This window comes from Streptomyces sp. NBC_01089, from assembly GCF_045162975.1.
Lineage (GTDB): Bacteria > Actinomycetota > Actinomycetes > Streptomycetales > Streptomycetaceae > Streptomyces.
Window position 1 is genome coordinate 6882955 of record NZ_CP108660.1, and the last position, 24731, is coordinate 6907685.

A 24731-nucleotide genomic window follows, 5' to 3' on the forward strand; every position below is an offset into this window, starting at 1 on the left:
CGGGAGGGGTCACTCCTCGGAGGAATCCTCCGGGCCGTTCTCATCGCCCGTGGATGTGCCGTCCGTGGATGTGCCGTCCGGGGAGGGGTCATCCGAGGACGCGCCGCCCCGGGATGTGCCGTCCGATTCGTCCGATGGCTTGCCGTCCGTGGGCCTGTGGTCCGAGGGGCTGCCGTCGGCGGGCCTGCCGTCCGCGGGCCTGCTCGTCCCCGCGTCCGGCCGCTGCGGCTTCGGGGGCCGGGAGCGGCTGCCGGGGCCCGAGCTGTCCCGCAGATAGCTGCCGGCCTCGCCGCCGTCCGTGGCACGGCCGCCGGCCTGACCGGGACCAGGCCCGCCATCACGGCGCCGCAGATACCGTTCGAACTCCCTGGCGATGGCCTCGCCGGACGCCTCGGGGAGCTCCGCGGTGTCGCGTGCCTCCTCCAGCGTCTGGACGTACTCCGCCACCTCGCTGTCCTCCGCGGCCAGTTGGTCCACGCCGACCTGCCAGGCCCGTGCGTCCTCGGGCAGTTCGCCCAGCGGGATCCGCAGATCGATCAGGTCCTCCAGCCGGTTCAGCAGGGCGAGCGTCGCCTTCGGATTGGGCGGCTGTGACACATAGTGCGGGACGGCTGCCCACAGGCTCACCGCCGGTACACCGGCGTGGGTGCACGCCTCCTGGAGGATGCCGACGATGCCGGTCGGGCCCTCGTACCGCGTCTCCTCCAGGTCCATCGTCCTGGCCAGATCCGCGTCCGACGTGACCCCGCTGACCGGTACGGGCCTGGTGTGCGGGGTGTCGCCGAGCAGCGCGCCCAGGATCACCACCATCTCGACGCCCAGCTCATGGGCGAAGCCCAGGATCTCGTTGCAGAACGAGCGCCAGCGCATGGACGGCTCGATCCCGCGGACCAGTACCAGATCGCGTGGCTTGTCGCCGGTCACCCGGATCACCGAGAGCCGGGTCGTCGGCCAAGTGACCTTGCGTACCCCGCCGTCCAGCCACACCGTGGGCCGGTTGACCTGGAAGTCGTAGTAGTCCTCGGCGTCGAGCGCCGCGAACACCTCGCCCTTCCACTCCCGGTCCAGGTGGGCGACCGCGGTGGAGGCTGCGTCGCCGGCGTCGTTCCAGCCCTCGAACGCGGCCACCATGACCGGGTCGATCAGCTCGGGAACCCCCTCGAGCTCGATCACCCAGTGCCTCCCTCCGAAGTTCTTCTCTTACGCATCAACCTTACGGCTTCCCGGGTACCCGGACGCAGCCCTTGTGCACAGCCCGCCGCACACCCCTGTTCACGCCGGTGTCCGCCCGGCAGCCTGGACGAGCCATTCCGAGATCCTGCCCAAATCGAACCGATTCATCCGAGCTGTACCGGCAAATTTCGTCCCACCCCTGGACGGTGTGGCATGTGCAGGGCTATACATCGGATGACAAATTAAAGGTCCGATGTTCTTAACGGTTCTTACCAAGGGAGTGTGGATGAGTCCGACCGTCACGGGGTTCGAGGTCCACGACATCCGATTCCCCACCTCGGAACAGCTCGACGGCTCGGACGCCATGAACCCGGACCCCGACTACTCCGCGGCCTATGTGGTGCTCAGCACCGATGCGCCGGGCGGTGTCGCGGGACATGGCTTCTGTTTCACCATCGGGCGGGGCAACGACGTCATCGCCGCTGCCATCGAAGCACTTCGGCCGTACGTCGAGGGGCGGCCTGCGCCGCTCACCGCCGCCGGGCTCGCCGCGCTGCACCACGACCTCACCCATGACTCGCAACTGCGCTGGCTCGGCCCCGAGAAGGGGGTGATGCACATGGCGGCGGGCGCGGTCATCAACGCCGCCTGGGACCTGGCGGCCACCGCGGCGGGCAAGCCGGTCTGGGAGTTCCTGGCCGGGATGACACCGGAGGAGCTGGTCTCCCTCGTGGACTTCCGCTATCTGACCGACGCGCTCACCCCCGACGAGGCCCTCGCCATCCTGCGCGCCGCCGAGCCCGGCCGCGCCGAACGGGCCGCCCTGCTGCGTGCCGACGGCTACCCCGCGTACACCACGTCGCCCGGCTGGCTCGGTTACTCCGACGACAAGCTGGTACGGCTCGCCCGGGAGGCGGTCGACGCCGGCTTCGGGCAGATCAAGCTGAAGGTCGGCGCCGACCTGGACGACGACGTCCGCAGGATGAAGCTGGCCCGCGCGACCGTCGGCCCCGGCATCCGGGTCGCCGTGGACGCCAACCAGCGCTGGGACGTGGCCGACGCGCTGCGGTGGATGGGCGCCCTCGCCCCGTACGACCCGCACTGGATCGAGGAGCCGACCAGCCCCGACGACATCCTCGGCCACGCCGCGGTCAGATCCGGGCAGCCCGTGAAGGTCGCCACCGGTGAGCACGTCGCCAACCGGGTCGTCTTCAAACAGCTGCTCCAGGCGGGCGCGGTCGACTTCGTCCAGATCGACGCGGCCCGGGTCGCCGGTGTCAACGAGAACCTCGCGATCCTGCTGCTCGCGGCCAAGTTCGGCGTCCCGGTCTGCCCGCACGCGGGCGGCGTCGGGCTGTGCGAGCTGGTCCAGCACCTGGCGATGTTCGACTACGTCGCCGTATCGGGCAGTCAGGACGACCGCGTCATCGAGTACGTCGACCATCTGCACGAACACTTCACCGACCCCGCGGTGATCGAGGGCGGACGCTACCTGGCGCCCCGCGCGCCGGGCTTCTCCGCCCGGATGCACCCCGCATCACTCGCCGCGCACCGCTATCCCGACGGGCCCGTCTGGCAGGCCCGCCGCACCACCGAGGAGGTCAACTCGTGACCACTGCACGCGACTTCGAAGGGCTCGGCGCCCTGGTCACCGGCGGAGCTTCCGGTATCGGAGCCGCCATCGCCACCGAACTGCTGGCCCGCGGCGCCCGGGTCGCCGTACTCGACCGCGAGACCGAGGGCGCACCGGACGGCACCCTCGCGATCGAGGCGGACGTCACCGACGACGGCGCGGTACGGGAGGCTGTCGACGCGGCCGCCGCCGAATTCGGCGCGCTGCACACGGTGGTGTCCAACGCGGGCATCGGAGCCGTCGGCACCGTCGCCGACAACCCCGACGACGAGTGGCAGCGGGTCCTGGACATCAACGTACTGGGCATGGTCCGCACCGCCCGCCACGCGCTGCCGCACCTGCGCCGCTCGGCCGCCGCCCGGCCGGGCTGTGTCTCGCTCACCCACACCTGCTCGATCGCCGCGACCGCCGGACTGCCGCAGCGCGCCCTGTACAGCGCCAGCAAGGGCGCGGTCCTCTCGCTGACCCTGGCGATGGCGGCCGACCACGTCAGGGAAGGCATCCGGGTCAACTGCGTCAACCCCGGCACCGCGGACACCCCGTGGGTCGGCCGGCTGCTCGGCCAGGCCGACGACCCGGCCGCCGAGCGCGCGGCGCTCAACGCCCGCCAGCCCACCGGCCGGCTGGTCACCGCCGAAGAGGTGGCGGCGGCCGTCCTCTACCTCGCGAGCCCCGTGGCCGCCGCCGTGACCGGGACGGCACTCGCGGTCGACGGCGGAATGCAGGGACTGCGCCTGCGCCCCGCCGCCGGCTGAGCACACGCACTGATACATCAAGCGCCACTATCCAGGGACGGGACACCAATGAAGGTGCGTACAACGAGTGCGGCGGCCTGCGCCGTACTGCTGGCCGTGACCGCGCTCGCGGGCTGCAATCGCGACTCCGGCAGCGGCTCGGACGACAAGAAGGTCGGCATCGACCTGCCGCGCAGCGACAGCGACTTCTGGAACTCCTACCAGCAGTACATCAAGAAGGGCGTCGCGGCCGGTGAGGTCAAGGCGCTCCCGCTGACCAACTCGCAGAACGACATCGGCAAGCTCGTCGCCAACGTCCAGACGTTCAGCGACCAGGGAGCCAAGGCGGTGGTGATGGCGCCGCAGGACACCGGGGCCATCGCGTCGACCCTGCAGAGCCTCAACAAGAAGAAGATCCCCGTCATCAGCGTCGACACCCGCCCCGACAAGGGCGACGTCTACATGGTGGTGCGCGCCGACAACCGCGCGTACGGCGAGAACGCCTGCAAGTACCTCGGCCAGCAGCTGAAGGGCAAGGGCAAGGTCGTCGAGTTCCAGGGCGACCTGTCGTCGATCAACGGCCGGGACCGCTCCGTGGCCTTCAAGTCGTGCATGACCAAGAACTTCCCCAAGATCAAGGTCTTCGAGCTGGCCACCGACTGGAAGGGCGACGTCGCGTCGGCCAAGCTCCAGTCCACCCTGGCCGCCAACCCCGACATCAACGGGATCTACATGCAGGCGGGCGGTGTCTTCCTGCAGCCCACGCTCGCGCTCCTGGAGCAGAAGAAGCTGCTGAAGCCGGCCGGCACCAAGGGCCACATCACGATCATCTCCAACGACGGCATCCCGGAGGAGTTCGACGCGATCAAGGCCGGGAAGATCGACGCGACCATCTCCCAGCCCGCCGACCTGTACGCGAAGTACGCGCTGTACTACGCCAAGGCGGCCGTCGACGGCAAGACCTTCAAGGTGGGCGCGACCGACCACGACTCCCACATCATCAAGATCCCGAACGGCTTCGAGGACCAGCTCCCCGCGCCGCTCGTGACCAAGGCCAATGTGAACGACCCGAAGCTGTGGGCCAACCAGCTGGGGAAGAAGAACTGACCATGTCCGATGCACCCGCGGTTCATGCGCAGGGCATCGTCAAGCGCTTCGGTCCCACCGTCGCGCTCGACGATGTCCGCCTGACAGTCAAGCCCGGTGAGTCGCACGCCCTGGTCGGGCGCAACGGCGCCGGGAAGTCCACCCTCGTCAGCGTCATCACCGGACTCCACAAGCCGGACGCGGGCACGGTCACCTTCAGCGGTGAGCCCGCGCCCGCCTTCGGCGACACCATGGCCTGGCAGTCGAAGGTCGCCTGCGTCTACCAGAAGTCCATGGCCGTCCCCGATCTCACCGTCGCCGAGAACCTCTTCCTGAACAACTTCGGCACCGGCCGCGGTGCGCAGGGAGGCCGCTGGATCAGCTGGCCGGGGCTGCGCAAGCGGGCCGCGGCGCTGCTCGGCGAATACGGGGTGAACGTCGACCCCAACACCCGGGCGAAGGACCTCTCCGTCGAGCAGGTGCAGTTCGTGGAGATCGCCCGCGCGCTCTCCTTCGGCGCCCGGCTGATCATCCTGGACGAACCGACCGCGCAGCTCGACGCGCGGGGGATCCAGAGCCTGTTCAGCAAGCTCAGGGACCTCCAGAGCCAGGGGGTCGCGTTCCTCTTCATCTCGCACCACCTCCAGGAGGTGTACGAGCTGTGCACCGCGGTGACGGTCTACCGCGACGCCCGGCACGTCCTGACGGCGCCCGTCGCCGAACTGGGCAAGGCCGATCTGGTCGCGGCGATGACCGGTGAGGCGGCTGCCGCGAAGGTCGCCTGGCACGCGGCGTCCGGCGGGAAGCAGGACGCGAAGGCCGGAGGGGCCGGTCCTGTGCTGCGGACCGAAGGGCTCGCCGTCGAGGGTGAGTTCGAGCCACTCGACATCGCGGTGCACCCCGGTGAGGTCCTCGGTATCGCGGGCGCGGCGGCCAGCGGCAACACCGCGCTGGGCGAGACGCTCGTCGGGATGCGCAAGGCCACCGCGGGGCGGGTCTCGGTCCGCGGCCGCGCCGTCCGGCCCGGAAGTGTGCCGCACGCCCTGAACGCGGGGATCGGCTACATCCCGGAGGACCGGCACCGCCAGGGCCTGGTCCTGGAGCGGAGCGTGGCCGAGAACGCCACGCTGACGGTCGCCGACCAGCTGGGGCCGTGGGGGACCGTACTCCCCTCCCGTACCAGGGAGTTCGCGAGCGGCATGATCGCCTCGCTGGACATCAAGACCACCGGACCCGACCAGAAGGTCTCGGGGCTCTCCGGGGGCAACCAGCAGAAGGTGGTGGTCGCCCGCGCGCTGGCGCGCAACCCCAGCACGCTGGTGGCGGTACGGCCGACAGCCGGTGTGGACATCAAGTCCAAGGACTCGCTCCTCGGCGTGGTGCGGCGGGTCGCCGACGAGGGCAACGCCGCCGTGATCATCTCCGATGAACTCGACGACCTGCGCGTGTGCGACCGGGTGGTCGCGCTCTTCCACGGGCGGGTGGTCGCCGAATACGACAGTGGGTGGACGGACGGGGAACTGGTCGCCGCCATGGAAGGTGTGGGGGAGCGGGCATGACCGACACGATCCGGCCGGCAGCGGCCGAGGAGACCGGGGGTCAGCTGAGCCCGGTGCGCGCCAGGCTGGCGCTGGTCCGCTGGAGCGACTTCTCGCTGGTGCCGGTGATCCTGGTGCTGATGGTGATCGGGTTCATCGTCTCTCCGGTGTTCCTGACGTCCCAGAACCTGATCAACGTCATCCAGCAGTCGTCCGAACTCAGCCTGCTGGTGCTCGCCCAGGCGTTCATCCTGATCTGCGGGCGGATGGACCTGTCGCTGGAGTCGACGATCGGTATCGCGCCGGTCATCGCGCTGTGGCTGGTGCTGCCCTCGTCGGGCGACCGGTTCACCGGCCTCGGGCTGCTGCCCACCTGGATGGCTATCCCGCTCTGCCTGCTCGCGGGTCTGGCGATCGGCGCGTTCAACGGTTTCCTGATGCTGAAGCTGCGCGTCAACGGCTTCATCGCGACGCTCGGCATGCTGATGATGCTCCGCGGGCTGCACATCGGGATCACCGAGGGCAAGTCGATCATCGAGGTCCCGTCCTCGTTCAGCTACCTGGGCCGGGCCTCCTGGCTCGGTGCGCCCGCCGCGGTCTGGATCTGCCTCGCGCTGTTCGCCGTCGGCGGGGCGGCGCTGGCCTGGACCCGGCACGGCCGGTCGCTGTACGCGATCGGCGGCAACCCGGAGGCGGCCCGTGCGGCCGGTATCCGGGTGGACCGGGTCACCTGGATCGTGCTGGCGATCGGCGGGCTGCTCGCGGCCTTCGCGGGAATCCTCTACACCGGCCACTACGGTTCGGTCGGCGCGGCCCAGGGCAAGGACATGATCTTCCAGGTCATGGCGGCCGCGGTCATCGGCGGCATCGGTCTGAAGGGCGGCCGCGGCACCATCTTCGGGGCGCTCACCGGTGTCCTCGCGCTTCAGCTGGTGGTCAATGTGATGACGCTGGCCGGGGTGCCCGGCCAGTGGGAGACGTTCCTCAACGGCGCGATCATCATCATCGCGCTGATCGCCTCCCGCTTCGCGAGCGGCGAGGAGCAGGACTGACCCGGGCGCTCGGCGGGGCGGGGACGCCGGAGCGTCCCCGCCCCGCCCTGCGCCGTACTCGCTCCGCGGAGCGCCGTACTCACGGGCGCAGGCTCACAGGGTCGAGCGCAGCCACTGCTCGACGCTGGCGATGTGCACCGTCGCCCAGGACCTGGCCGCTTCGGCGTCCCGGTCCCTGAGCGCTGTCAGGATGGCGCGGTGCTCGTGGAGGGTACGGCTCACCGCGTCCTCCTGGGTCAGCCCGCGCCACACCCGCGCGCGGGTGGTGGGTCCGGAGAGACTGTCGAGCAGGGAGCAGAGCACCGAGTTCCCCGAGCTCTGCACGATGCCCCGGTGGAACTCCAGGTCGCAGGCCACCAGCTCCTCCACGGACGGCTGCGGGCCGAGCGCGTCCAGCTGGGCGCTGAGCGTCTCCAGCTCCTCCTCGCCGATCCGGTGCGCGGCCATCGCCGTGGCGGCCGGCTCCAGGATGCGGCGTACGGCCAGGAACTCCAGCACGGTGTCGTCCCGGTGGAAGTCCACGACGAAGCTCATGGCTTCGAGCAGCAGCTGCGGATCGAGGCTCGTGACGTAGGTGCCGTCGCCCTGGCGCACGTCGAGGATGCGGATCAGCGACAGCGCGCGCACCGCCTCGCGCAGCGAGTTGCGCGAGAGGCCGAGTTCGGCGGCGAGTTCGCTCTCCTTGGGCAGCCGGTCGCCTGGCCGCAGTGCGCCCGAGACGATCATTTCCTTGATCTTCTCGATGGCCTCGTCGGTCACAGCCATGGGAACCTCGCCTCAACAGACATCCGATGTATCTGCTGATTATGGCTCCTCCGGGGCCCCTCGCGCACGCGGGTCCGGGTATTGCGGCCGGATCGGGCCGTGGCCCCTGTGCGGGCCGACATATTTCAGGGCTAAGATTTCATCCTTGTATGACGTTGTGAGCGGTGACAGGGAGGCTGCGGCGCATGGCCGGGAAGAAGGCGGCGGGGGCACATCACGATGCTGTCGCGTCCATTGTGGCGGACTGGGCGAGGGAGCGCCCGGAGCTGGACACCGCGCCCCTGGAGGTCCTGGCGAGGCTGCACCGCACCTTCCTCCGGTACAGCACCAGGCTCACCACCGCGATCGACCGGCACGGGCTCTCGGTCGCGGGCTTCGACGTACTGACCGCGCTGCGCAGGGCCGGCGCGCCCTACCGGCTGACGGCGGGCCAGCTCGCCGACTCGGGGCTGGTCTCGTCGGCGGGGGTGACGCTGCGGATCGACCGGCTGGAGAAGGACGGCCTGATCGTCAGGGAACGCGACGCCGAGGACCGCCGGGTCGTCTACTCACGTCTGACGGACGCCGGGCTCGCCAGGGTGGACGAGGTGTTCGCCGAGCATCTCGACAACGAACGACGGATGCTCGGCGGCCTCACCCCGGCGGAGTGCCGTCAGCTGGCCCGGTTGCTGTCCAGGCTGGAGCGGTCCATCACCGAATCGGACGTCGACGGGGCGGAGCCGGGCTCCGCGCCGGGCTGAGCGACCGGCCGGAGGAGCAGCCGGGCGCCGCACACCAGCGTCACCAACTGGGTGGCGGCCAGCAGCGCGTAGCCGGCCGCGAACCCCCGGCCGCCGAGCAGGCCCATCACGGCGCCCATCGCCATCGGCATGAAGGCCGAGACGAGGTTGCCGATCCCGTTCACCACCCCGTAGGCACTGCCGACCGCGCCGGCGGGCGCGGCCTGCTGCACCAGCGTCGGGATCGCCGGACCCTGCAGCCCCCAGAAGCCGTTGGCGAGTACAAGCCCGGTGGCGGCGAGCCAGGCGGAGTCCGCTCCGATGACCAGCAGGACGCAGCCCCCGGTCCCGATGCTGCCCACGACGAACAGCAGCGGGAGACGGCGCGGCGGCAGCCGGTCAAGCAGCCAGCCGCCCAGAAAGCCGGAGGCGAGGCTCAGCAGGAACGGCAGGGACGCCACCGCCCCCATCGCGGCAAGGGAGAAGTGGCGCTCCTGGAGCAGGTACGACGGCAGCCAGGCGCTGCTGCCCCAGAGATACGCGAGCGTGGCGATCTCTATCAGCAGGATGACCACGAGCCGCGGTGTGCGCAGGGCCTGCCGGAGCGTCGCCCCGAACGACCGGCGCGCCGCCGTCCCGCCTGTCCCTGTCGCGCTCGCGCTCGTCGTGCCCGGCGCACCTGTCGGCCCCGTCGCCCCCTTCGCCCCCTTCGCCCCGGTCGTCCCCGCCGTGTGCCGGGTGCCCCGTCCCCGGACGAAGAGCGCGACCAGCGGCAGCCCCACCACCGCGTTCAGGGCGGCGAGCAGCAGGAACGAGCTGTGCCAGTCGAAACGGTCGACCAGATACGTGATCAGCGGCAGCCCCACCGCGGTCCCCAGCGAGACCCCCATCGAGGTCACCGCGTTGGGCTTGCCCACGGCGCCGGGCGCGAAGTGCTCGCTCACGTACATCGTCTTGAGCGAGAACAGCGGTCCCTCCGCCGTGCCGAGCAGGGCGCGCAGCACGACCAGCACGACCGCGCCCAGCGCGTAGGGCGAGACCAGGGTGAGCACCGACCAGAGGGCGACGCTCAGCAGGAGGCCGCGCCGCACCCCCAGGACGGACTCGTACAGCGGGGTGAGGAAGAACGCGGCCAGCCCGTACCCCACGAGGAAGGCGGTCATCAGGGCGCCCTGCGCCACCCGGTCGCCGGTGATCCCGAAATGACCGGTGAAGGCCCGGTCGGTGATCAGCACCGACACATTGACCCGGTCGATGTACGAGATCAGCACGATGACCAGGAGGCTCAGAACGCCCAGCCAGCGGCGGGTGATCACCTCGGCGCGGCCTGCGCCTCGGCCTCCGCCCGGTACATCCGGCGGAGCCTGACCACCCCCAGGTCGTGCTGGTACAGGTTCTCCCGCTGGTCGGCGTCGGCCGGCATGGCCTCCAGCATCTCCCGGTCCTGCTCCAGCACTTCCCAGTGGCGTTTCTCGATCAGGGTCCGGTAGAGGAAGCGCCAGCTGTCCCGCTGCCAGCCCTCGACCTTGCGGTAGCGCCAGAAGAAGACACCGGTACGGTTCTCGTCGACCGGGCAGACCATCCCGACGATGCCGAACGGCCCGCCGGGGCCCGCCGACGGCGGATAGGGGATCGACAGGTCGACCCAGTCGACGCCGGTCCTGCACAGCTCCACCCAGTCGAAGTTGACGCCGCGCTGGTCGGTCTTCTCGAAGAAGTAGCCGCGGTCCGTCTCGCGGATGCGGAACTTGGCCGTGGTGTCCCCGTCGAACATCGTGTGCGACTCGTGGTGGAGGAACGCGCCGTGCATCGGGTCGAGCAGATTCTCCACCGCGTACCGCCAGGGCCCGTTCCACTCCGCGTAGCAGAGGAACGAGTCGGTTTCCGGGTCGGTGAGCGGCTCCGGCAGGGTCAGCGGCGCGGGTTCCGGGTGTTCGTCGTCGCCGAAGTACGCGAGCACCGCCCCGCCCACCTCACGGACCGGCAGGCTCCTGACGAGCTTCTTGCCCTCCAGATTGCAGCCGGGCAGCCCGGGCACCGACGAGACGGTGCCGTCGGTCTCGATCTCCAGGCCGTGGTACCAGCAGGCCACCCGGTCGCCCAGGTGTTTGCCCAGGGAGAGCGGTGCGCCGCGGTGCGGACAGCGGTCGGCGAGCATGCTCAGCGTCGAGTCGGAGCGGCGGAACAGCAGCCACTGCTCACCCAGCACGGTGACCTTGCGCATGGCGCCCGGTGCCACGAAGCGGGACGGTACGACGGGGTGCCACTGGTTGCGCAGCCCGGTCGCGTAGATGTGGTCGGCGGTCAGGGTGGTCATGTCACGCTCCCAGTCGGTTGATCTCGGCGCGGAAGGACTGCTCGGTCCACGGGGTGCCGTCGGGGGAGTGCACCTGGCGGGCGTTGAGCCCCCTCACGACGTCGGCCAGTTCGTGGCCCTCGCGGGTGAAGACCTCCTCCAGTGCCGAGGCCAGCCGGTACTCGTAGGGGGTGGGCTCATGGGTGCGTGACTGGTGCACGTCCAGGTAGGGCCAGTCGGTGGTCATCGCGGTGCCTCCAGAAGGGGGTCGGGGGTTCACAAGTCGAGTACGAGAGGGCCCGACGCACAGCGCGACACGCAGATCATCATGGTCGCGTTCGACGCGTGCTCGGTGTCGCTGAGTACGAAGTCCCGGTGGTCGGGGGTGCCTTGGAGCACCCGGGTCTCGCAGGTCCCGCAGATGCCGTCCCGGCAGGAGCTGCCGACGGGGATGCCCGCGGCCTCGACGGCCGCCAGGACCGAGGTGTCGCCGCCGACCGTGACGGTGACGCCGGACGCCCGGCACTCCACGTCGAAGGCGGTGTCGTCCCCGGACGGTTCGACGGCCGGTGCGGCGAACCGCTCCACCCGCAGCAGCCCGGCGGGACAGGCCGCCTCCACGGCGGCGAGCAGCGGCTCGGGCCCGCAGCAGTAGACCAGCGTGCCCGGCCCCACGCCGTCCAGCGCCGCCGCCAGGTCGATGTGCCCCAGCTCGTCCTGCGGATGCCGGAGCACATCGCCGCCGAGCACCGCCAGCTCCGCGCCGAAGGCCATCGAGGCCCGGGTCCGGCCGCCGTGCACCAGGGTGTACGGGACCGACCGCCGCTCGGCCTCGCGGGCCATCGGCAGGATCGGGGTGATGCCGATGCCGCCCGCGATGAACACGTAACGCTCCGCGCCGTCCAGCGCGAAGTGGTTCCGCGGGCCGGTGGCCGTGACCCGCTGGCCGGGGCGCAGCCGGGTGTGCACATACCGTGAACCGCCGCGCGACGACGGCTCGTCGAGTACGCCGATGCGGTAGCAGGACAGGTCGTGCGGGTCCCCGCAGAGCGAGTACTGCCGGGTCAGCCCGCCGATCTCCAGATCGAGATGGGCGCCGGGCTCCCAGGCCGGCAGCGGCTTGCCGTCCGGGTGGACGAGACCGACCGAGAGGACTCCGTCGGCCTCCAGGGTCATGGTGCGGACAAGGAGTTCGAGCCGGGGCTCGCTGGGCGCGTCCATGGTGGCCTCCCTACGCCGTGGGGATCGTGACGGGCGGAGTGAACGGGTTCTTCATCGGGCCGAGTGCGGCCAGATCGACCTCGACGAGGACAGGGCCGCCGGACGCCACCGCGTGGTCGAGCACCGGGTGCGCGTGCTCGGCGGCCGCGATCCTGGCGTACGGCAGCCCGCAGGCGTGGGCCAGCTGTTCGAAGTCGGGGGTGGTCAGATCGACCCCGGAGCGCCGCTCGCTGTAGCGGTCCTGCATATTGCGGAGGACCCCGTAGCCGCCGTCGTTGAAGACGACCAGCGTCAGCGGCGGCCGCTCCTGGGCGAGCGTGAGCAGTTCGCCGAGGTGGACGGCGAGGCCGCCGTCGCCGGCCAGCACCACGGTGGGGGAGCCGGGGCGGGCGAGCGCCGCCCCGATGCCCATGCCGAGCCCCTGCCCGATACCGCCGCCACGCGGGAAGACGTTGGACCGGGGGTCGTACATCTCCAGGAGCCGGTTGCCCCAGCTGCTGGAGGCGATGGTGACATCGCGGGCGACGACCGAATCGCGCGGCAGCACGGCGCGCAGCGCGTCGCAGACCGCGGCCTGCGGGCCTATGGAGTCGTGCAGCAGCGCCCGTACCTCCTCGCGTACGCCGGTGACCCGCGCCGTCCAGTCCGGCTCCGCCCGGCGCGCGTACGGCAGCAGGGACTCCAGTACATCGGCCGCGCGCCCGTGCAGGGCGTGGCGTGCCGGGTAGACGCGGCCCGGTGCGGCCGGGTCGACATCGACCTGGATGTGGGCCGCGGGCAGGGTGAGGGTGTAGTCGGCGGTCTCGTTGGAGCGGAAGTGGGTGCCGACGGTGAGCAGCACGTCGGCGTCGGCGAGCAGGGCGCGCGCCGCCGGCGTGGTGGCGAAGTTGCCGATGACCGCCGGGTGGTCCTCCGGCACCGCTCCCCGCCCCGAGTTGGACGTCAGCAGGCCCGCGCCGGTCGCGGCCAGCAGTGCGGTGAGCTCGGGCCCGGCCCCGGTCGCACCGCCGCCCGCCCAGATCAGCGGGCGCCTCGCGGAGCCCAGCAGCGCGGCCGCGGAGGCGAGTTCGGCCGGGTCGGGCACCGGGTGCGGGCTCCCGGCGGGCGCTTCGCCGGTGTCGGTCTGCGCCGCGTACTGCAGATCCACCGGCCACTCGACGCTGCCCGGCCCGCCGGGGGCGGTGAGCGCGGCCTGGGCCGCCTCGCGCAGCAGCCGGCCCGCGTCGTCGGCCGATGTGACCGTCGCGGCGTACGCGGAGACCGCGCGCAACATCGCGAGCTGGTCCTTGGTCTCGTGGATGAAGCCGCGCCCGCCGCCCAGATAGGCGCTGTCGATCTGCCCGGTGACATGCAGGACCGCGGTGCCCGCGCTGAGCGACTCGATGAGCGAGCCGGCGGCGTTGCCCGCGCCGGTGCCGGTCGAGGTGAGCGCGCAGCCGATGGAGCCGCGGGCCCTGCCGTAGGCGTCGGCCGCGCTGACGGCGGTGGCCTCGTGCCGTACGGGTACGAAGCGCAGCTCCCGGTCGACGGCCTCGACCAGCGGCAGATTGTGCACGCTGACGATGCCGAAGACGGTGTCGATACCGAGTTCGCGCAGGACGGCGACGAGGAGATCGCCTCCGGTGGTGTATCGCATGGTGGTCTCCTCAGAGGATGGAGCGGCCGACGCCGCCGCAGACGTCGACGGCGGTGCCGGTGATGTACGAGGCGCGCGGCGAGAGCAGGGCGAGGACCGCGTAGGCGACCTCGTCGGCGCGGCCCAGCCGGCCGAGCGAGACGCCGCGGTCGGCGGCCAGCTCCGCCTGCCACTGCTCGTACGGCTGCGAGGTGCCGGACGCCGCGTGGCGGCGGGTCCACTGCCCGGTGTCGACCAGCCCCAGGCACACCGAGTTGACCCGGATGCCGTCCGGGGCCAGCTCCTGCGAGAGGGACTTGGAGAGGTTGAGGATCCCGGCGCGGGCCGCGCTGGTGGTGATGAGCCGGGGTTCGGGCTGCTTGGCGAGTACGGCGTTGATGTTGACGACGGACGCGGCCGGTGAGGCGCGCAGCAGGGCGAGCCCCGCCTGGAGCGGGTTGAGTACGCCGGCGAACTTCAGCTCCAGTTCGTCCCGCCAGTCGTCCGCGGTGCTCTCGGCGAGGTTCTTCATCCGTGACTGGCCGGCGTTGTTCACGAGCCCGTCCAGTGCGCCGAAGTGCTCCGCGGTGCGCTCGGTGAAGCGGCGGACCGCCTCGGCGTCCCGGACGTCGCACACTCCGGTGAGCAGCCGGGCGCCGTCCGCGCCGAGACCCGCGGCCGCCGCGGCGAGCCGGTCCGCGTCGCGGCCGCAGGTGGCGACGTTGGCGCCTTCGTCGAGCAGGGCGCGGACCGTGGCCAGGCCGACGCCCGAGCTGCCGCCGGTGACCAGTACGGTGCGGTCGGCGAGGCCCAGATCCATATCAGTTGCTCCGAGGGTCAGTTCATGGTGAAGCCGCCGTTGACGGCGATCACCTGTCCGGTGAGATAGCGGGACTCGGCGCCCAGCAGGAACGAGACGAGCCCCAGCAGGTCGTCGGGGCGCTGCGGGCGCGAGATGGCCCGGTTGGCGCGGTACAGCTCATGGCGCTCGGCCGGTACGGACTCGGTGGCCTCACCCTCGGTGATGCCGGGCGCCACCGCGTTCACGGTGATGCCCCGGTCGCCGAGCTCCCGGGCCATCGCCCGGGTGAGCGCGATCACCGCGCCCTTGGAGGTGACGTAGTGGGCGAGCCGCACCGAGCCGTACAGCGCCGCGTCGGACGCGAGGTGGACGATGCGCCCGCCGTCGCCGTGCGCGAGCAGCTGAGGCAGCAGCGCGCGGGAGACCAGCCAGGGGGAGCGGGCGTTGACGGCCATCAGCCGGTCCCACTCCGCGACGGTGATGTCCTGGAACTCCTTGCCGCCCACCCCGTTGGCGAGCGCCGCGTTGTTGACGAGCCCGTGCAGCGGGCCCAGCGCGGCGACCGCCGAAGCGAGGGCGTCGACCGACGCGGGGTCCGCCACGTCGCACGGGACGAAGTGGGCGTCGAGGCCCTCGTCGCGCAGTGTCCTGGCCGCCGGTTCCCCGCGCTCCGGGTCCAGTTCGGCGAGCACGGTGCGGAAGCCGTCCTGCCCCGCCCGGCGGGCCATGGCCAGTCCGAGGCCACGGCCCGCGCCGGTGATGACGACGGTGCGCATCAGTCGCGCGTCACGCCGTGCATCGGCGAGTGCTCGGGGTAGGTCGGGACCTGCGGCTTCTGCGTGCCGATGACGACGCAGAACAGCGCGTCGGTGTCGCCCTCGTTCTTCAGCGAACGCGCCACACCCGCCGGGACCACGATCATGTCGCGGTAGCCGAGCGTGCGGTACTCCGACTCGTCGCCGCCGCGGTGGATCCCGACGCGGACCTTGCCCTCCAGGACGAAGAACGCCTCCTCGACGTCGTGGTGGGTGTGCTCGGGGCCCTCGGCGCCCGGCGGCAGCAGCATGTTGGAGAAGGTGAAGCCGCCGGACGGCAGGATCCTGTTGTCGCCGTCGTGGTTGCCGGTGGCGCCGGAGCCGACGTAGCGGATCTGCGCGCGGCGGTACTGCTCACCGGCCTTGGCCTGGAACGCCAGGGTGTCCCAGTCGGGCTCCCGGGAGTCCTTCGTGGCGATCAGCGAGTCCGTGTAGTCGGCGAGGTCGCCGCCGTTGTCGTACGCGGTGGTGGTGACGGGCATGACGTGCTCCTTCTCGGTGGGGGTGCTGCTCGGGCGGGTCATTCGGGGATCCGCGCGGTGATACGGAGGTGGGAGAGGACCCAGGCGTTGAAGGCCCCGGGCTGCTCCTGGTTGGCCAGGTGACCGGCGTTCTTGACGATCACGTAGGCGGACTTGTGGAGGGAGCCGGCGATGAGCTGGCTCGCGTCGACGCCGGTGACACGGTCCTGGTCGCCGCAGATGACCAGGGCGGGAGCGGTGATCCCGGCGAGTTCGGTACGGAGGTCGGCCGCCGCCATCGCCTCGGCCGCGTAGCCGTAACCGGGCAGCCGTACGGCGGCGGCCATGGTGTCGACGACCCGGCGCACCAGGTCGGGGGGCGCCGCGGGGGAGACGAGCCGCGGTCCGCGCTGCTCGGCGAAGGCGCGCGGCCCGGCGTCGGCCAGCTCGGCCGCCCGTCCGCGCATCGCGGCCGCCTTCGCGGGATCGGTGCCCGACCCCGCGCTGGAGTCGGCGACGACGAGTGAGGCGACGAGCCCTGGGTGGCGGGCGGCCAGCCGCAGCGCGATGACCCCGCCCCAGGAGACGCCCAGCACATGGGCGCTGCCGCCGCGCTCCTCGATGAGCGCCGCCGCCGCGTCCGCGTAGCCGTCGAGCGTCAGCGGGCCGGGCGGGTCGGGCGACGCCGCGTAGCCGGGGGCGTCCCAGGCCACCACCCGTACATAGGCGGAGAGTTCGGCGAGCTGCGGGGCGAAGGCGGCGGACGACGAGCCGATGCCGTGCAGACAGAGCAGCAGCGGACCCTCCGTCCCTGCCTCCGTCACCCGCGCTTCCGCCACCGGTGCGGCCGTCACAGGATCTGCCCCGAACGCCCGGCGACGGCCGCGATACTGCGCAGCACCGCGTACGGCACGATCCGGCTGGTGGCAGGGTTGTCCGGGTCGGGCAGGTGCGCGACCTCGAAGCGGTACGCGCCCGACGGGCCCTGGGCCTCGATCAGATGACGGGTGCGGTCGGCGCCCGGGTCGGCGATGACCCTCACCCGCACCGCGTCCATGTCACCCACGGCGAGGGCCACCGAAGCGGCCACATTGGTCGACTTGGGGAACTTCACCGGGATGTCGCGTGCGGTGCCCGACATGACCTCGACAGGACCGGTCGCCGTCCGCATCCGGGTCAGCAGTTCCTCGTCCATCCAGGGCTGTTCCAGCGTCGAGGGAAGCTTGGTGGTGGTCAGCCGCACGTCGTGGAGGGGGCCGAGGCCACGGGCCGCCTGGAGCAGGTCGAGTCCGCCGACGGCGCCCGATGTGACGTACACCCGGCCAGGGCCCGCGGCCAGCAGCCGCTTCGTCAGCTCCTCGTCGGTGAGCGCCCCGGCCGACGCGATCAGCAGATCGGTCCCGGACCGCAGGATGCGCTCGGCCCACTCCCGTACGACGCCCTGGCCCGCGGCCTCCACGATCAGATCGCAGCGCTCCAGGGCCTCGTCGAAGGACAGCTGCGGGGCGGGCGCGTCGCCGATCGCGCGGTTGTCGACCACACAGACCAGTTCGGCCCCTTCGACGGCGCCGGCGGCGAGCGCGGTGCCCACCGTGCGGCCGATGGCGCCCCAGCCGACCAGTCCTACGCTGCGGGTCATGCCGGAACCTCCGCGGTGTCGTGGTGAGTTGCTGCCGGGCCTGCCGCGGCGGCGAGCGGGCCCGGGTCGGGGGTGCCGGCCATCCGGCTGCGGATCTCCGCCGACGGCGGGCCCGCCGTCCCCCAGAGGTCGGACAGCTCGGGGGTGCGCCGCCAGACCCGGGCGATCCAGGCGTCCTCGACGATCTGCGCGACGTCCGACGTGTACTCGCAGACCAGCCCGGCCGGGTCGGTGAAGTACGAGAAGGTGTTGTTGCCAGGACCGTGCCGGCCGGGGCCCCACTGCGGGACGATGCCGTGGTGGCGCAGGCGCCCGAGCCCGCGCATGAAGTGGTCGACCGAACTCATCTCGTACGCCACGTGGTTGAGCGACGCCCACTCGGCCTGGTTGAAGGCGATGCAGTGGTGGTCGGCGTTGCACCGCAGGAACGCCATCTGATGCTCGGACCAGTCGGAGACCCGCAGGCCGAGCACGTCGCGGTAGAAGGCGACGGACGCGTCGATGTCGGCGGTGTTGAGCACGGTGTGGGTGACACCCACCGGTACCGAGCCGTCCCGGCCGCGCGGTGCGACCGCGTGGACCTCGGCACTGATCTCGATCAGCCGCTGCTCGGGGTCGGTGAAGCGCAGTCCGTAGCCACCGCCCACCTGGTCGAGCGGTCCGGGTCCGGTGGCCGGAGTGATCCCGCGGGCGAGCAGCCGCCGGGCCGCCTCGTCGACATCGGCCGGTGTCGCCACCGCGAAGGCGAGCCGGCCGAGGCCGGTGCGGTCGGCGCGGGTGAGCTGCAGGACGTGGTGCTCGGCGCCGGTGCCGCGCAGCCAGCGTGCGGCGGGGCCCGACTCGACGGTCTCCAGGCCCCAGACCTCCTGGTAGAAGTCGGCGGTCTCGGTGAAGGCGGGGGTGAACAGCTCGACGCTGCGCAGCGACCGCAGCCGGGCGATGGGGGGTTGGGGCATGACTGTCTCCAGACGGACTGATCCAGGAGCGACTTCGCGGACAGGGCCGGTGCGGCGGTGGTCCACCTAGTGGGGGCCCACCGGGCGGTGGCCTACGGGGCGGCCCACCGGGCGGTGGCCTACGGGGCGGCCCGCCGGGCGGTGGCCTACGGGCGGCGGTCTGCGGGAAGCGGCGTTCTAGGGGCGGCGGTCTACGGGCGGCGGTCTACAGGGCGGCCCAGGGGAGCGGGGCGTCCGAAGTGCCCCAGTACAAGGACTTCTGGCGCTGGTAGGCGCGGATGCCGTCGCGGCTCTTCTCCCGCCCGAGACCGCTGTCCTTGAGGCCGCCGAAGGGGGTGGCGATGCTGAACTGCTTGTACGTGTTGATCCAGACGGTGCCCGCGTCGACCCGGCGGGCGATCCGCCAGGCGGCCCGGTGGTCCCGGGTCCAGATGCCGCAGGCCAGCCCGTACACCGAGTCGTTGGCCCGCCGTACGAGGTCGTCCTCGTCGTCGAAGGGCAGCGCGGCGAGCACCGGCCCGAAGATCTCCTCCTGGCAGGTGCGTGATGAGTTGTCCAGGCCGTCCAGGACGGTCGGCAGATAGTAGGCCCCGTCCCGGTACGCCTCGCCCTGCGGCGCGGAGCCGCCGCAGAGCACCCGGGCCCCCTCGGCGCGCGCCAGGTCGACGCGGGCCGCCACCGAGTCCCGGTGCCTGTGGTGCACCAGCGGGCCGACCTGGGTGTCCGGCGCGGTGCCTGGGCCGACCCGCAGTTTCCGGGTGCGCTCGACGAGTTCCCCGACGAAGGAGTCGTAGATGTCCCGCGCCACGAAGAGCCGCGAACCGGCGATGCAGGACTGGCCGCTGGACGAGAAGACGCCGAACATGACACCGGCCAGGGCCTGTTCGATGTCGGCGTCGGCGAGCACGATCGTCGGCGACTTGCCGCCGAGCTCCAGTGAGACGGGCATGATCTTCTCGGCGGCGGCGTGCGCGATCGTCCGGCCGGTGTCCGTGCCGCCGGTGAAACTCACCTTCCCGGTGCGGGGATGGCGCACGATGGCGTCCCCCACGACACTGCCGCGCCCGGGGAGCACCGACAGCAGCCCTGCGGGGAGCGAGAGTTCATCCAGCGCGCGGGTGATCAGCCGGCCCAGCGCGAGCGAGACCAGCGGGGTCCACTCGGCGGGCTTCAGCAGGACCGCGTTGCCGCCGGCGAGTGCGGGCGCGAGCTTCTGCGCGTCGCTGGCCACCGGGGAGTTCCAGGGGTTGATCGCGCCGACGACGCCGATCGGCTCGTAGGTGCTCATCGTGAGGTAGTCGCCGCGCGCCGGGGTGACTGCCTCCTCGGCGGTCTCCAGCGCGGCGGCCGTGTACCGGAAGGTCCCGGCCGCGCTGGCCACCAGGGCGCGGGTCTCGGTGAGCGCCTTGCCCGTGTCGGCGGTCTGGAGCGCGGCGAGGTGTCCGGCGGCGTCCTCGGTGAGTTCGGCGATCCGGTGCAGCAGCCGGGCGCGCTGATGGGGGAGCAGTGCGCGCCAGACCGGGTCGGCGGCGGCGCGGGCCGCGCCTTCGGCGGCCTCGTCGACCTCCGCCACGGTCACGGCGTGCACGGTGGCGAGCACCCGGCCGGTGGCCGGGTCGACGGTCTCGGCCGGGGCACCGGCGCCGCGGCGCCACACTCCGGCGACCAGCGCCTCGTCGGGTACTTCGGCAGCAGGGGACCGGGGCATACGGGAGCCTCCTGGCTGAACAGGGTTGGGTGGGAGCCGATGTGGCTGAGGGCTAGAAATCTAAGGGCTTAGATATCTCGGCGCAACCCCCAATTGTTTGGTGATTTACCTGTGCAGACCCTTGACGTCGTCCGGTGGGCAAGCGATACAACTTAAGCGCTAAGAAACTTTGGCCTAACGCGCTTCGTAACCCGGGCTGCGGACAACCCCCGTGGGACACCGCGTTCTTCTCGCCTCGCCCTCGCCCCTCAGCCGTGGAGTCGGAGGACCCTGCATATGACGATCGACGCTTCAGCGGACCGAGCGGTCCGGGCGGCTGTCGCCGCCCGCTTCGAACGGCTCCCGATGAGCCGCTGGCATGTCACCGTCCGGCTCATCGTGGGCGCCGTCACCTTCTTCGAGGCGTTCGACCAGCTCCTGATCGCGTACGCCATGCCCCAGCTGCGCCAGGAGTGGCATCTCACCGACTCCGCGTCCACCTGGCTGCTCACCGTCGGCTCGGTCGGGATGCTGATCGGCGCGGTGCTCTCCGGCCGGCTCGCCGACCGGATCGGCCGGGTCAAGGTCATCGCCCTGTGCGTGGCCGTCTCCAGCGTCGCCAACCTGGCCCTGGCCGCGACCCAGTCCTCCGGCTCCTTCATGGCGGTGCGCTTCGTCCAGGGGCTGGCCATCGGCGGCGAGGTCCCGGTGGCCGCCACCTTCATCGCGGAGATCACCCGCAGCCACCGGCGCGGGCGGTTCGTCCTGCTCTACGAGCTGGTCTTCCCGGCCGGACTCACCGTGGGCGCGCTGGTCGCCGCCTGGGTGGTGCCGCTGCTCGGCTGGCGCTGGATGTATGTGCTGGCGGCCGTACCGGGGGTGCTGTGCGTCCTGGTGCAGCGCGCCGTACCCGAGTCACCGCGCTGGCTCGCCGAACACGGCAGGGTCCAGGAGGCGGCCGATGTGATGACCAGGATCGAGACCGAGGTCCAGCGCGCCACCGGCCGGCCGCTGCCACCCGTCACCGACCCGGCGGCGGACGCGGCGGGCACGGCGGCCGGAGCGGCCCCTGAGGCGGTCCCGGAAGCCGGGGCCGACGGTCTGCGCGGGCTGTTCACCGGCCGCTACCGCCGCCGCACCCTGGTGATCGGCGCCCTCTGGTTCACCGGGTACTTCGTCAACTACGGCATCACCTCCTGGCTGCCGACGATCTACCAGAACCGCTACGGCCTCTCGCTCTCCGACGCGCTCCTCTACTCGACCGTGACCGCCTGCGCCGGGCTCGCGGGCTGTCTGGCCGCCGCGCTCACCGTGGACAGCGCCGGACGCAGGCGCGTCATCACCGTCTGCCTCTCCGGAGCCGCCGTGATGCTCTTCGTCCTCGCGTACCTCGGCGCCAGGACACCGGCCCAGGTGCTGGTGTGGACCTCGCTCGCCGCGGTCTTCTTCTTCGGCTCCAACATCTGCCTCTACCTCTACACACCGGAACTCTTCCCGACCCGGATGCGCGCCCTCGGCAGCAGCATGGGCGGAGCGATGAACCGGCTCGGGGTGATCCTCGGCCCCATCGTCGTCGGCATGGTGTACGCCGGAGGGCATGTCCCGCCGGTGTTCGTGGTGCTGGGAGCGGTGGCACTGGCGGGCGCCGCCGTCGCGGTGCTCGGCGCCGAGGAGACCGCGGGGCGGCGCCTGGAGGAGGTCTCGCCCTGAGCGCCCCTCCCGGGCCGGGAAAGGCCGGGGCGGGCCGGCCGGGTGAGGTGGCCTCGCCTCACTCCCAGAGGGCCGACGGCGCCTCCTTGCGCACCACAGGGGCGATCTCCTCCGCGAACCGCTGCAGGGTCTCCAGCTGTTCCCCGCGCGCGAGCCCGAACCCGTCGACGCTGATGGACTGGAGATCGTGCCGGTAGACCTCGTGGTATCCGAGGATCTTGTCGATGATCTGCTGCGGGGACCCGATGAGCTGGGGTCCGCCGCCCATGGCGTCCTCGATGGTGCGGAAAGGGGTGTTGTATCCGGCCCGGCCCGCCAGCTGCGGCTTGAAGTTCTGCGCCACCTTCGCCTCGTACAGCTCCTTGAAGCGCTCCACCGCCTGCTGCGAGCTGTCCGCGATCAGCAGCCCGCCCGACCCGGCGGCCACATGGGCCCGCGCCGGGTCGTGACCGTACTCCGCGAACTGCTCCCGGTAGTGGGCGATCAGCTCCGCGTACGCCTCGCGCGGCTGGATGGCGTTGGCCGTGAAGAGCGGGTCACCGTGGCGGGCCGCCAGCTCGGGGGAGTTGAGGCTGGTCGCCGAGCCGTGCCAGATCCGCGGGAGCCCCCGGTAGGGCCGCGGGAGGGTCGTCACCCCGCGCAGGGCGGGCCTGAACTCGCCCTCCCAGTCGACCTCCTCCTCGCTCCACAGCCGGCGCAGCAGCTCGTACTTCTCCCGCTGCAGATCCCACTGCCGCTCCTCGTCGAGCCCGAAGAGGTCGAAGTGACCGGCCTCCGCACCCTTGCCGACGACCAGCTCGATACGGCCGCGCGACAGCTGGTCGAGGGTCGCGTAGTCCTCGGCGACCCGGACCGGGTCGAGGATCGCCACGACCGTGACGCCGGTCAGCAGCCTGATCGTGGAGGTACGCGCCGCGATGGCGCCCAGCACCACCGTCGGGCTCGACGACAGGAAGGGGCCCGCGTGCCGCTCGCCGACCGCGTACCCGTCGAACCCGAGCCGCTCGGCCGCCACGCCGGTGTCGACGACCTCCGCCAACCGGTCGGCAGCGGAGGGAAGTTCACCGGTCAGCGGGTGCGGGGCGTGGCTGATGAGGGAGAGCACTTGAAACTTCATGGTCCAACTCTGGGCGCCGGACATTGCGGCACTGTGGCAGCCGTGTGGCACGAATGAGGGGCGGCCCCGCAGGACCGCCCCTCACCTCACCGCCGTGCGGCTACTTCTTGCCGAGTACGTCCTCGACCTTCGCCCGGACGTCGTCCGTGGCCAGGCCCCGGATGGTCAGCGTCGTACGGCGGCGCAGCACGTCGTCGGCCGTCTCGGCCCACTCGTGGTCGCGCGCGTAGACGACCTGCGCCCAGATCTCCGGGGCGTCCGGGTGGACGCGTTCGGCCAGCGCCGGGTCCTCGTTCGCGAGCCGCGCGATGTCGAAGGAGAGCGAACCGTAGTGGGTGGCCAGGTGGCGGGCGGTGTCCGCCCCCATGCCGGGCCCCTGCGTCCCGCCGTCCACCAGCAGCCGGTGCGCGACCGCGTGCGGGTTGGCTATGCCGGGCAGCGGCTGCTTCTTCGGCAGGTGCGAGATCGGCTCCATGTCGTCGCCGAGCGGGTGGCCGGGCAGCGCGGCCAGCTTGTTCATGACCGTACGGCCGATGTGCCGGAAGGTCGTCCACTTGCCGCCCGCCACCGACAGCATCCCGCCGCTTCCCTCGGTGACGACCGTCTCGCGCTTGGCCTTCGATGTGTCACCGGGGCCGCCGGGCAGCACCCGGAGCCCGGCGAAGGAGTACGTGATCAGATCGCGCGAGAGCTGCTGGTCCCGCACGGAGAAGGCGGCCTCGTCCAGGATCTGGGCGATGTCCTTCTCGGTGACCGACACATCGGCCGGGTCGCCCTCGTACTCCTCGTCGGTCGTGCCGAGCAGCAGTTGGTCCTCCCACGGCAGGGCGAACGTGATGCGGTACTTGTCGATCGGCGTCGCCAGCGCGGCACGCCACGGGGCGGTCCGCCTGAGCACCAGGTGCGCGCCCTTGGAGAGCCGGATGGAGGGCGCCGCGTTCGGGTCCTCCAGCTTGCGCAGGTGGTCGACCCAGGGCCCGGTGGCGTTCAGCACGAGCCGGGCGCTGACGCCGAACTCGCTGCCGTCGAGCCGGTCCTTGAGCTCCGCACCGGTCACCCGGCCCCGGGTGAAGCGCAGCCCGGTGACCTCGGCGTGGTTGAGCACGGTGGCCCCGGACTCGACGGCGGCGCGCACCGTCATCAGGGCCATCCGGGAGTCGTTCATCTGGTCGTCGCCGTAGACCGCGACGGCCTTGAGGTTGTCGGTCCGCAGCTCGGGCACATCGCGCTGCGCCTTCGCCGGGGAGATGACATGGCCGACGCCGTCGCCGAAGGCGGAGAGCGCGGAGTAGGCGAAGACGCCCGCACCGAGCTTGGCCGCGCCGTGCGGGCCGCCCTTGTACACCGGCAGATAGAACGTCAGCGGGTTCGCCAGGTGCGGGGCCACGTCACGGGAGACGGCGCGCCGCTCGAAGTGGTTCTCGGCGACCAGCTTCACAGCCCCCGTCTGGAGGTAGCGGAGGCCGCCGTGCAGGAGCTTGGATGACGCGGACGAGGTGGCGCCGGCGAAGTCGCCGGCGTCCACCAGGGCCACCCGCAGCCCGGACTGCGCGGCGTGCCAGGCGGTCGAGATGCCCAGGATTCCGCCGCCGATCACCAGGAGGTCGTACGTCGCCTTGGAAAGCTGCTCCCGAGTCTCGGCGCGGCTCGGAAGGGAGCCGGAGGCCGGGTGCGTCCCGAGGGCCGGGACGCTCTGCAGGGTGGTCATATTG

23 protein-coding genes are annotated in these 24731 nt (G+C 71.7%); 7 read left to right on the plus strand and 16 right to left on the minus strand.

The window, feature by feature from the left end; translation table 11 throughout:
• Positions 1-9: 9 nt before the first annotated feature.
• Complete coding sequence (locus OG510_RS30945) at positions 10-1173, minus strand: PAC2 family protein (protein WP_406141136.1); 1164 nt, start codon at positions 1171-1173, stop codon at positions 10-12.
• A gap of 286 nt (positions 1174-1459) precedes the next feature.
• Here OG510_RS30945 and OG510_RS30950 point away from each other — a divergent pair, with 286 nt between their 5' ends.
• Genes OG510_RS30950 through OG510_RS30970 form a run of 5 tightly spaced genes read left to right on the plus strand, consistent with a single transcriptional unit; the run spans position 1460 to position 7216 of the window.
• Complete coding sequence (locus OG510_RS30950; RefSeq protein WP_406141137.1) at positions 1460-2785, plus strand: enolase C-terminal domain-like protein; 1326 nt, start codon at positions 1460-1462, stop codon at positions 2783-2785.
• Positions 2782-3561, plus strand: coding sequence for an SDR family NAD(P)-dependent oxidoreductase (locus OG510_RS30955; RefSeq protein WP_406141139.1), 780 nt, complete (start codon positions 2782-2784; stop codon positions 3559-3561). Before OG510_RS30950 ends, OG510_RS30955 begins: the two co-directional genes overlap by 4 nt.
• 48 nt (positions 3562-3609) lie before the next feature.
• Positions 3610-4647, plus strand: coding sequence for a sugar ABC transporter substrate-binding protein (locus OG510_RS30960; protein ID WP_406141141.1), 1038 nt, complete (start codon positions 3610-3612; stop codon positions 4645-4647).
• A 2-nt stretch (positions 4648-4649) separates the two neighbouring features.
• Entirely contained in the window at positions 4650-6185 is a 1536-nt protein-coding gene (locus OG510_RS30965) for a sugar ABC transporter ATP-binding protein (RefSeq protein ID WP_406141142.1), read from the plus strand.
• On the plus strand, positions 6182-7216 hold the full coding sequence (locus OG510_RS30970; RefSeq protein ID WP_406141144.1) for an ABC transporter permease: 1035 nt from the start codon (positions 6182-6184) through the stop codon (positions 7214-7216). The genes OG510_RS30965 and OG510_RS30970 overlap by 4 nt, the downstream gene beginning before the upstream one ends.
• 93 nt (positions 7217-7309) lie before the next feature.
• On the opposite strand, the gene OG510_RS30975 is transcribed toward OG510_RS30970, so the two are convergent.
• Entirely contained in the window at positions 7310-7981 is a 672-nt protein-coding gene (locus tag OG510_RS30975) for a FadR/GntR family transcriptional regulator (protein WP_164265741.1), read from the minus strand.
• A gap of 185 nt (positions 7982-8166) precedes the next feature.
• Here OG510_RS30975 and OG510_RS30980 point away from each other — a divergent pair, with 185 nt between their 5' ends.
• The gene (locus OG510_RS30980) at positions 8167-8721 is read left to right on the plus strand and encodes a MarR family winged helix-turn-helix transcriptional regulator (RefSeq protein ID WP_406141146.1); all 555 of its coding nucleotides are present in this window, start codon (positions 8167-8169) and stop codon (positions 8719-8721) included.
• On the opposite strand, the gene OG510_RS30985 is transcribed toward OG510_RS30980, so the two are convergent.
• The 12 genes from OG510_RS30985 to OG510_RS31040 all read right to left on the minus strand — a co-directional run bounded on the left by OG510_RS30985 (position 8634) and on the right by OG510_RS31040 (position 20213).
• Positions 8634-10016, minus strand: coding sequence for an MFS transporter (locus OG510_RS30985; RefSeq protein WP_406141147.1), 1383 nt, complete (start codon positions 10014-10016; stop codon positions 8634-8636). The genes OG510_RS30980 and OG510_RS30985 overlap by 88 nt on opposite strands.
• Positions 10013-11017, minus strand: a complete 1005-nt coding sequence (locus tag OG510_RS30990) for a Rieske 2Fe-2S domain-containing protein (protein ID WP_406141148.1) — start codon at positions 11015-11017, stop codon at positions 10013-10015. The genes OG510_RS30985 and OG510_RS30990 overlap by 4 nt, the downstream gene beginning before the upstream one ends.
• Position 11018: 1 nt before the next feature.
• The gene (locus tag OG510_RS30995; protein ID WP_164265744.1) at positions 11019-11243 is read right to left on the minus strand and encodes a recombinase-like helix-turn-helix domain-containing protein; all 225 of its coding nucleotides are present in this window, start codon (positions 11241-11243) and stop codon (positions 11019-11021) included.
• A 29-nt stretch (positions 11244-11272) separates the two neighbouring features.
• On the minus strand, positions 11273-12217 hold the full coding sequence (locus OG510_RS31000) for a PDR/VanB family oxidoreductase (RefSeq protein WP_406141150.1): 945 nt from the start codon (positions 12215-12217) through the stop codon (positions 11273-11275).
• A 10-nt stretch (positions 12218-12227) separates the two neighbouring features.
• Positions 12228-13853, minus strand: a complete 1626-nt coding sequence (locus OG510_RS31005) for a thiamine pyrophosphate-binding protein (protein ID WP_406141152.1) — start codon at positions 13851-13853, stop codon at positions 12228-12230.
• A gap of 10 nt (positions 13854-13863) precedes the next feature.
• Positions 13864-14652, minus strand: coding sequence for an SDR family oxidoreductase (locus OG510_RS31010; RefSeq protein WP_406141153.1), 789 nt, complete (start codon positions 14650-14652; stop codon positions 13864-13866).
• Between the two features lie 17 nt (positions 14653-14669).
• Positions 14670-15410, minus strand: a complete 741-nt coding sequence (locus OG510_RS31015) for an SDR family oxidoreductase (protein WP_406141155.1) — start codon at positions 15408-15410, stop codon at positions 14670-14672.
• Positions 15410-15931 carry a cupin domain-containing protein gene (locus tag OG510_RS31020; protein ID WP_406141156.1) on the minus strand — a complete coding sequence of 174 codons (522 nt, stop codon included), beginning with the start codon at positions 15929-15931 and terminating at the stop codon, positions 15410-15412. The genes OG510_RS31015 and OG510_RS31020 overlap by 1 nt, the downstream gene beginning before the upstream one ends.
• Before the next feature lie 38 nt (positions 15932-15969).
• The gene (locus OG510_RS31025; RefSeq protein WP_406141157.1) at positions 15970-16764 is read right to left on the minus strand and encodes an alpha/beta fold hydrolase; all 795 of its coding nucleotides are present in this window, start codon (positions 16762-16764) and stop codon (positions 15970-15972) included.
• A complete protein-coding gene (locus OG510_RS31030; RefSeq protein WP_406141158.1) occupies positions 16761-17549 on the minus strand; it encodes an aspartate dehydrogenase domain-containing protein in 789 nt (262 codons plus the stop codon). Before OG510_RS31030 ends, OG510_RS31025 begins: the two co-directional genes overlap by 4 nt.
• Positions 17546-18505 (minus strand): VOC family protein, encoded by a 960-nt coding sequence (locus OG510_RS31035; protein ID WP_406141159.1) that lies wholly within the window; start codon positions 18503-18505, stop codon positions 17546-17548. Before OG510_RS31035 ends, OG510_RS31030 begins: the two co-directional genes overlap by 4 nt.
• A 205-nt stretch (positions 18506-18710) precedes the next feature.
• On the minus strand, positions 18711-20213 hold the full coding sequence (locus tag OG510_RS31040) for an aldehyde dehydrogenase (protein WP_406141160.1): 1503 nt from the start codon (positions 20211-20213) through the stop codon (positions 18711-18713).
• A 276-nt stretch (positions 20214-20489) separates the two neighbouring features.
• Here OG510_RS31040 and OG510_RS31045 point away from each other — a divergent pair, with 276 nt between their 5' ends.
• Positions 20490-21902, plus strand: a complete 1413-nt coding sequence (locus OG510_RS31045) for an MFS transporter (RefSeq protein WP_406141162.1) — start codon at positions 20490-20492, stop codon at positions 21900-21902.
• 58 nt (positions 21903-21960) lie between these two features.
• Here OG510_RS31045 and OG510_RS31050 read toward each other — a convergent pair whose 3' ends face one another.
• Together OG510_RS31050 and OG510_RS31055 are read right to left on the minus strand one after the other, a co-directional pair.
• Positions 21961-23019, minus strand: a complete 1059-nt coding sequence (locus OG510_RS31050; RefSeq protein ID WP_406141163.1) for an LLM class flavin-dependent oxidoreductase — start codon at positions 23017-23019, stop codon at positions 21961-21963.
• Positions 23020-23119: 100 nt separating this feature from the next.
• Positions 23120-24727: a glycerol-3-phosphate dehydrogenase/oxidase gene (locus OG510_RS31055; protein ID WP_164266159.1), complete on the minus strand. Its 1608-nt coding sequence runs from the start codon at positions 24725-24727 to the stop codon at positions 23120-23122.
• Positions 24728-24731 lie beyond the last annotated feature (4 nt).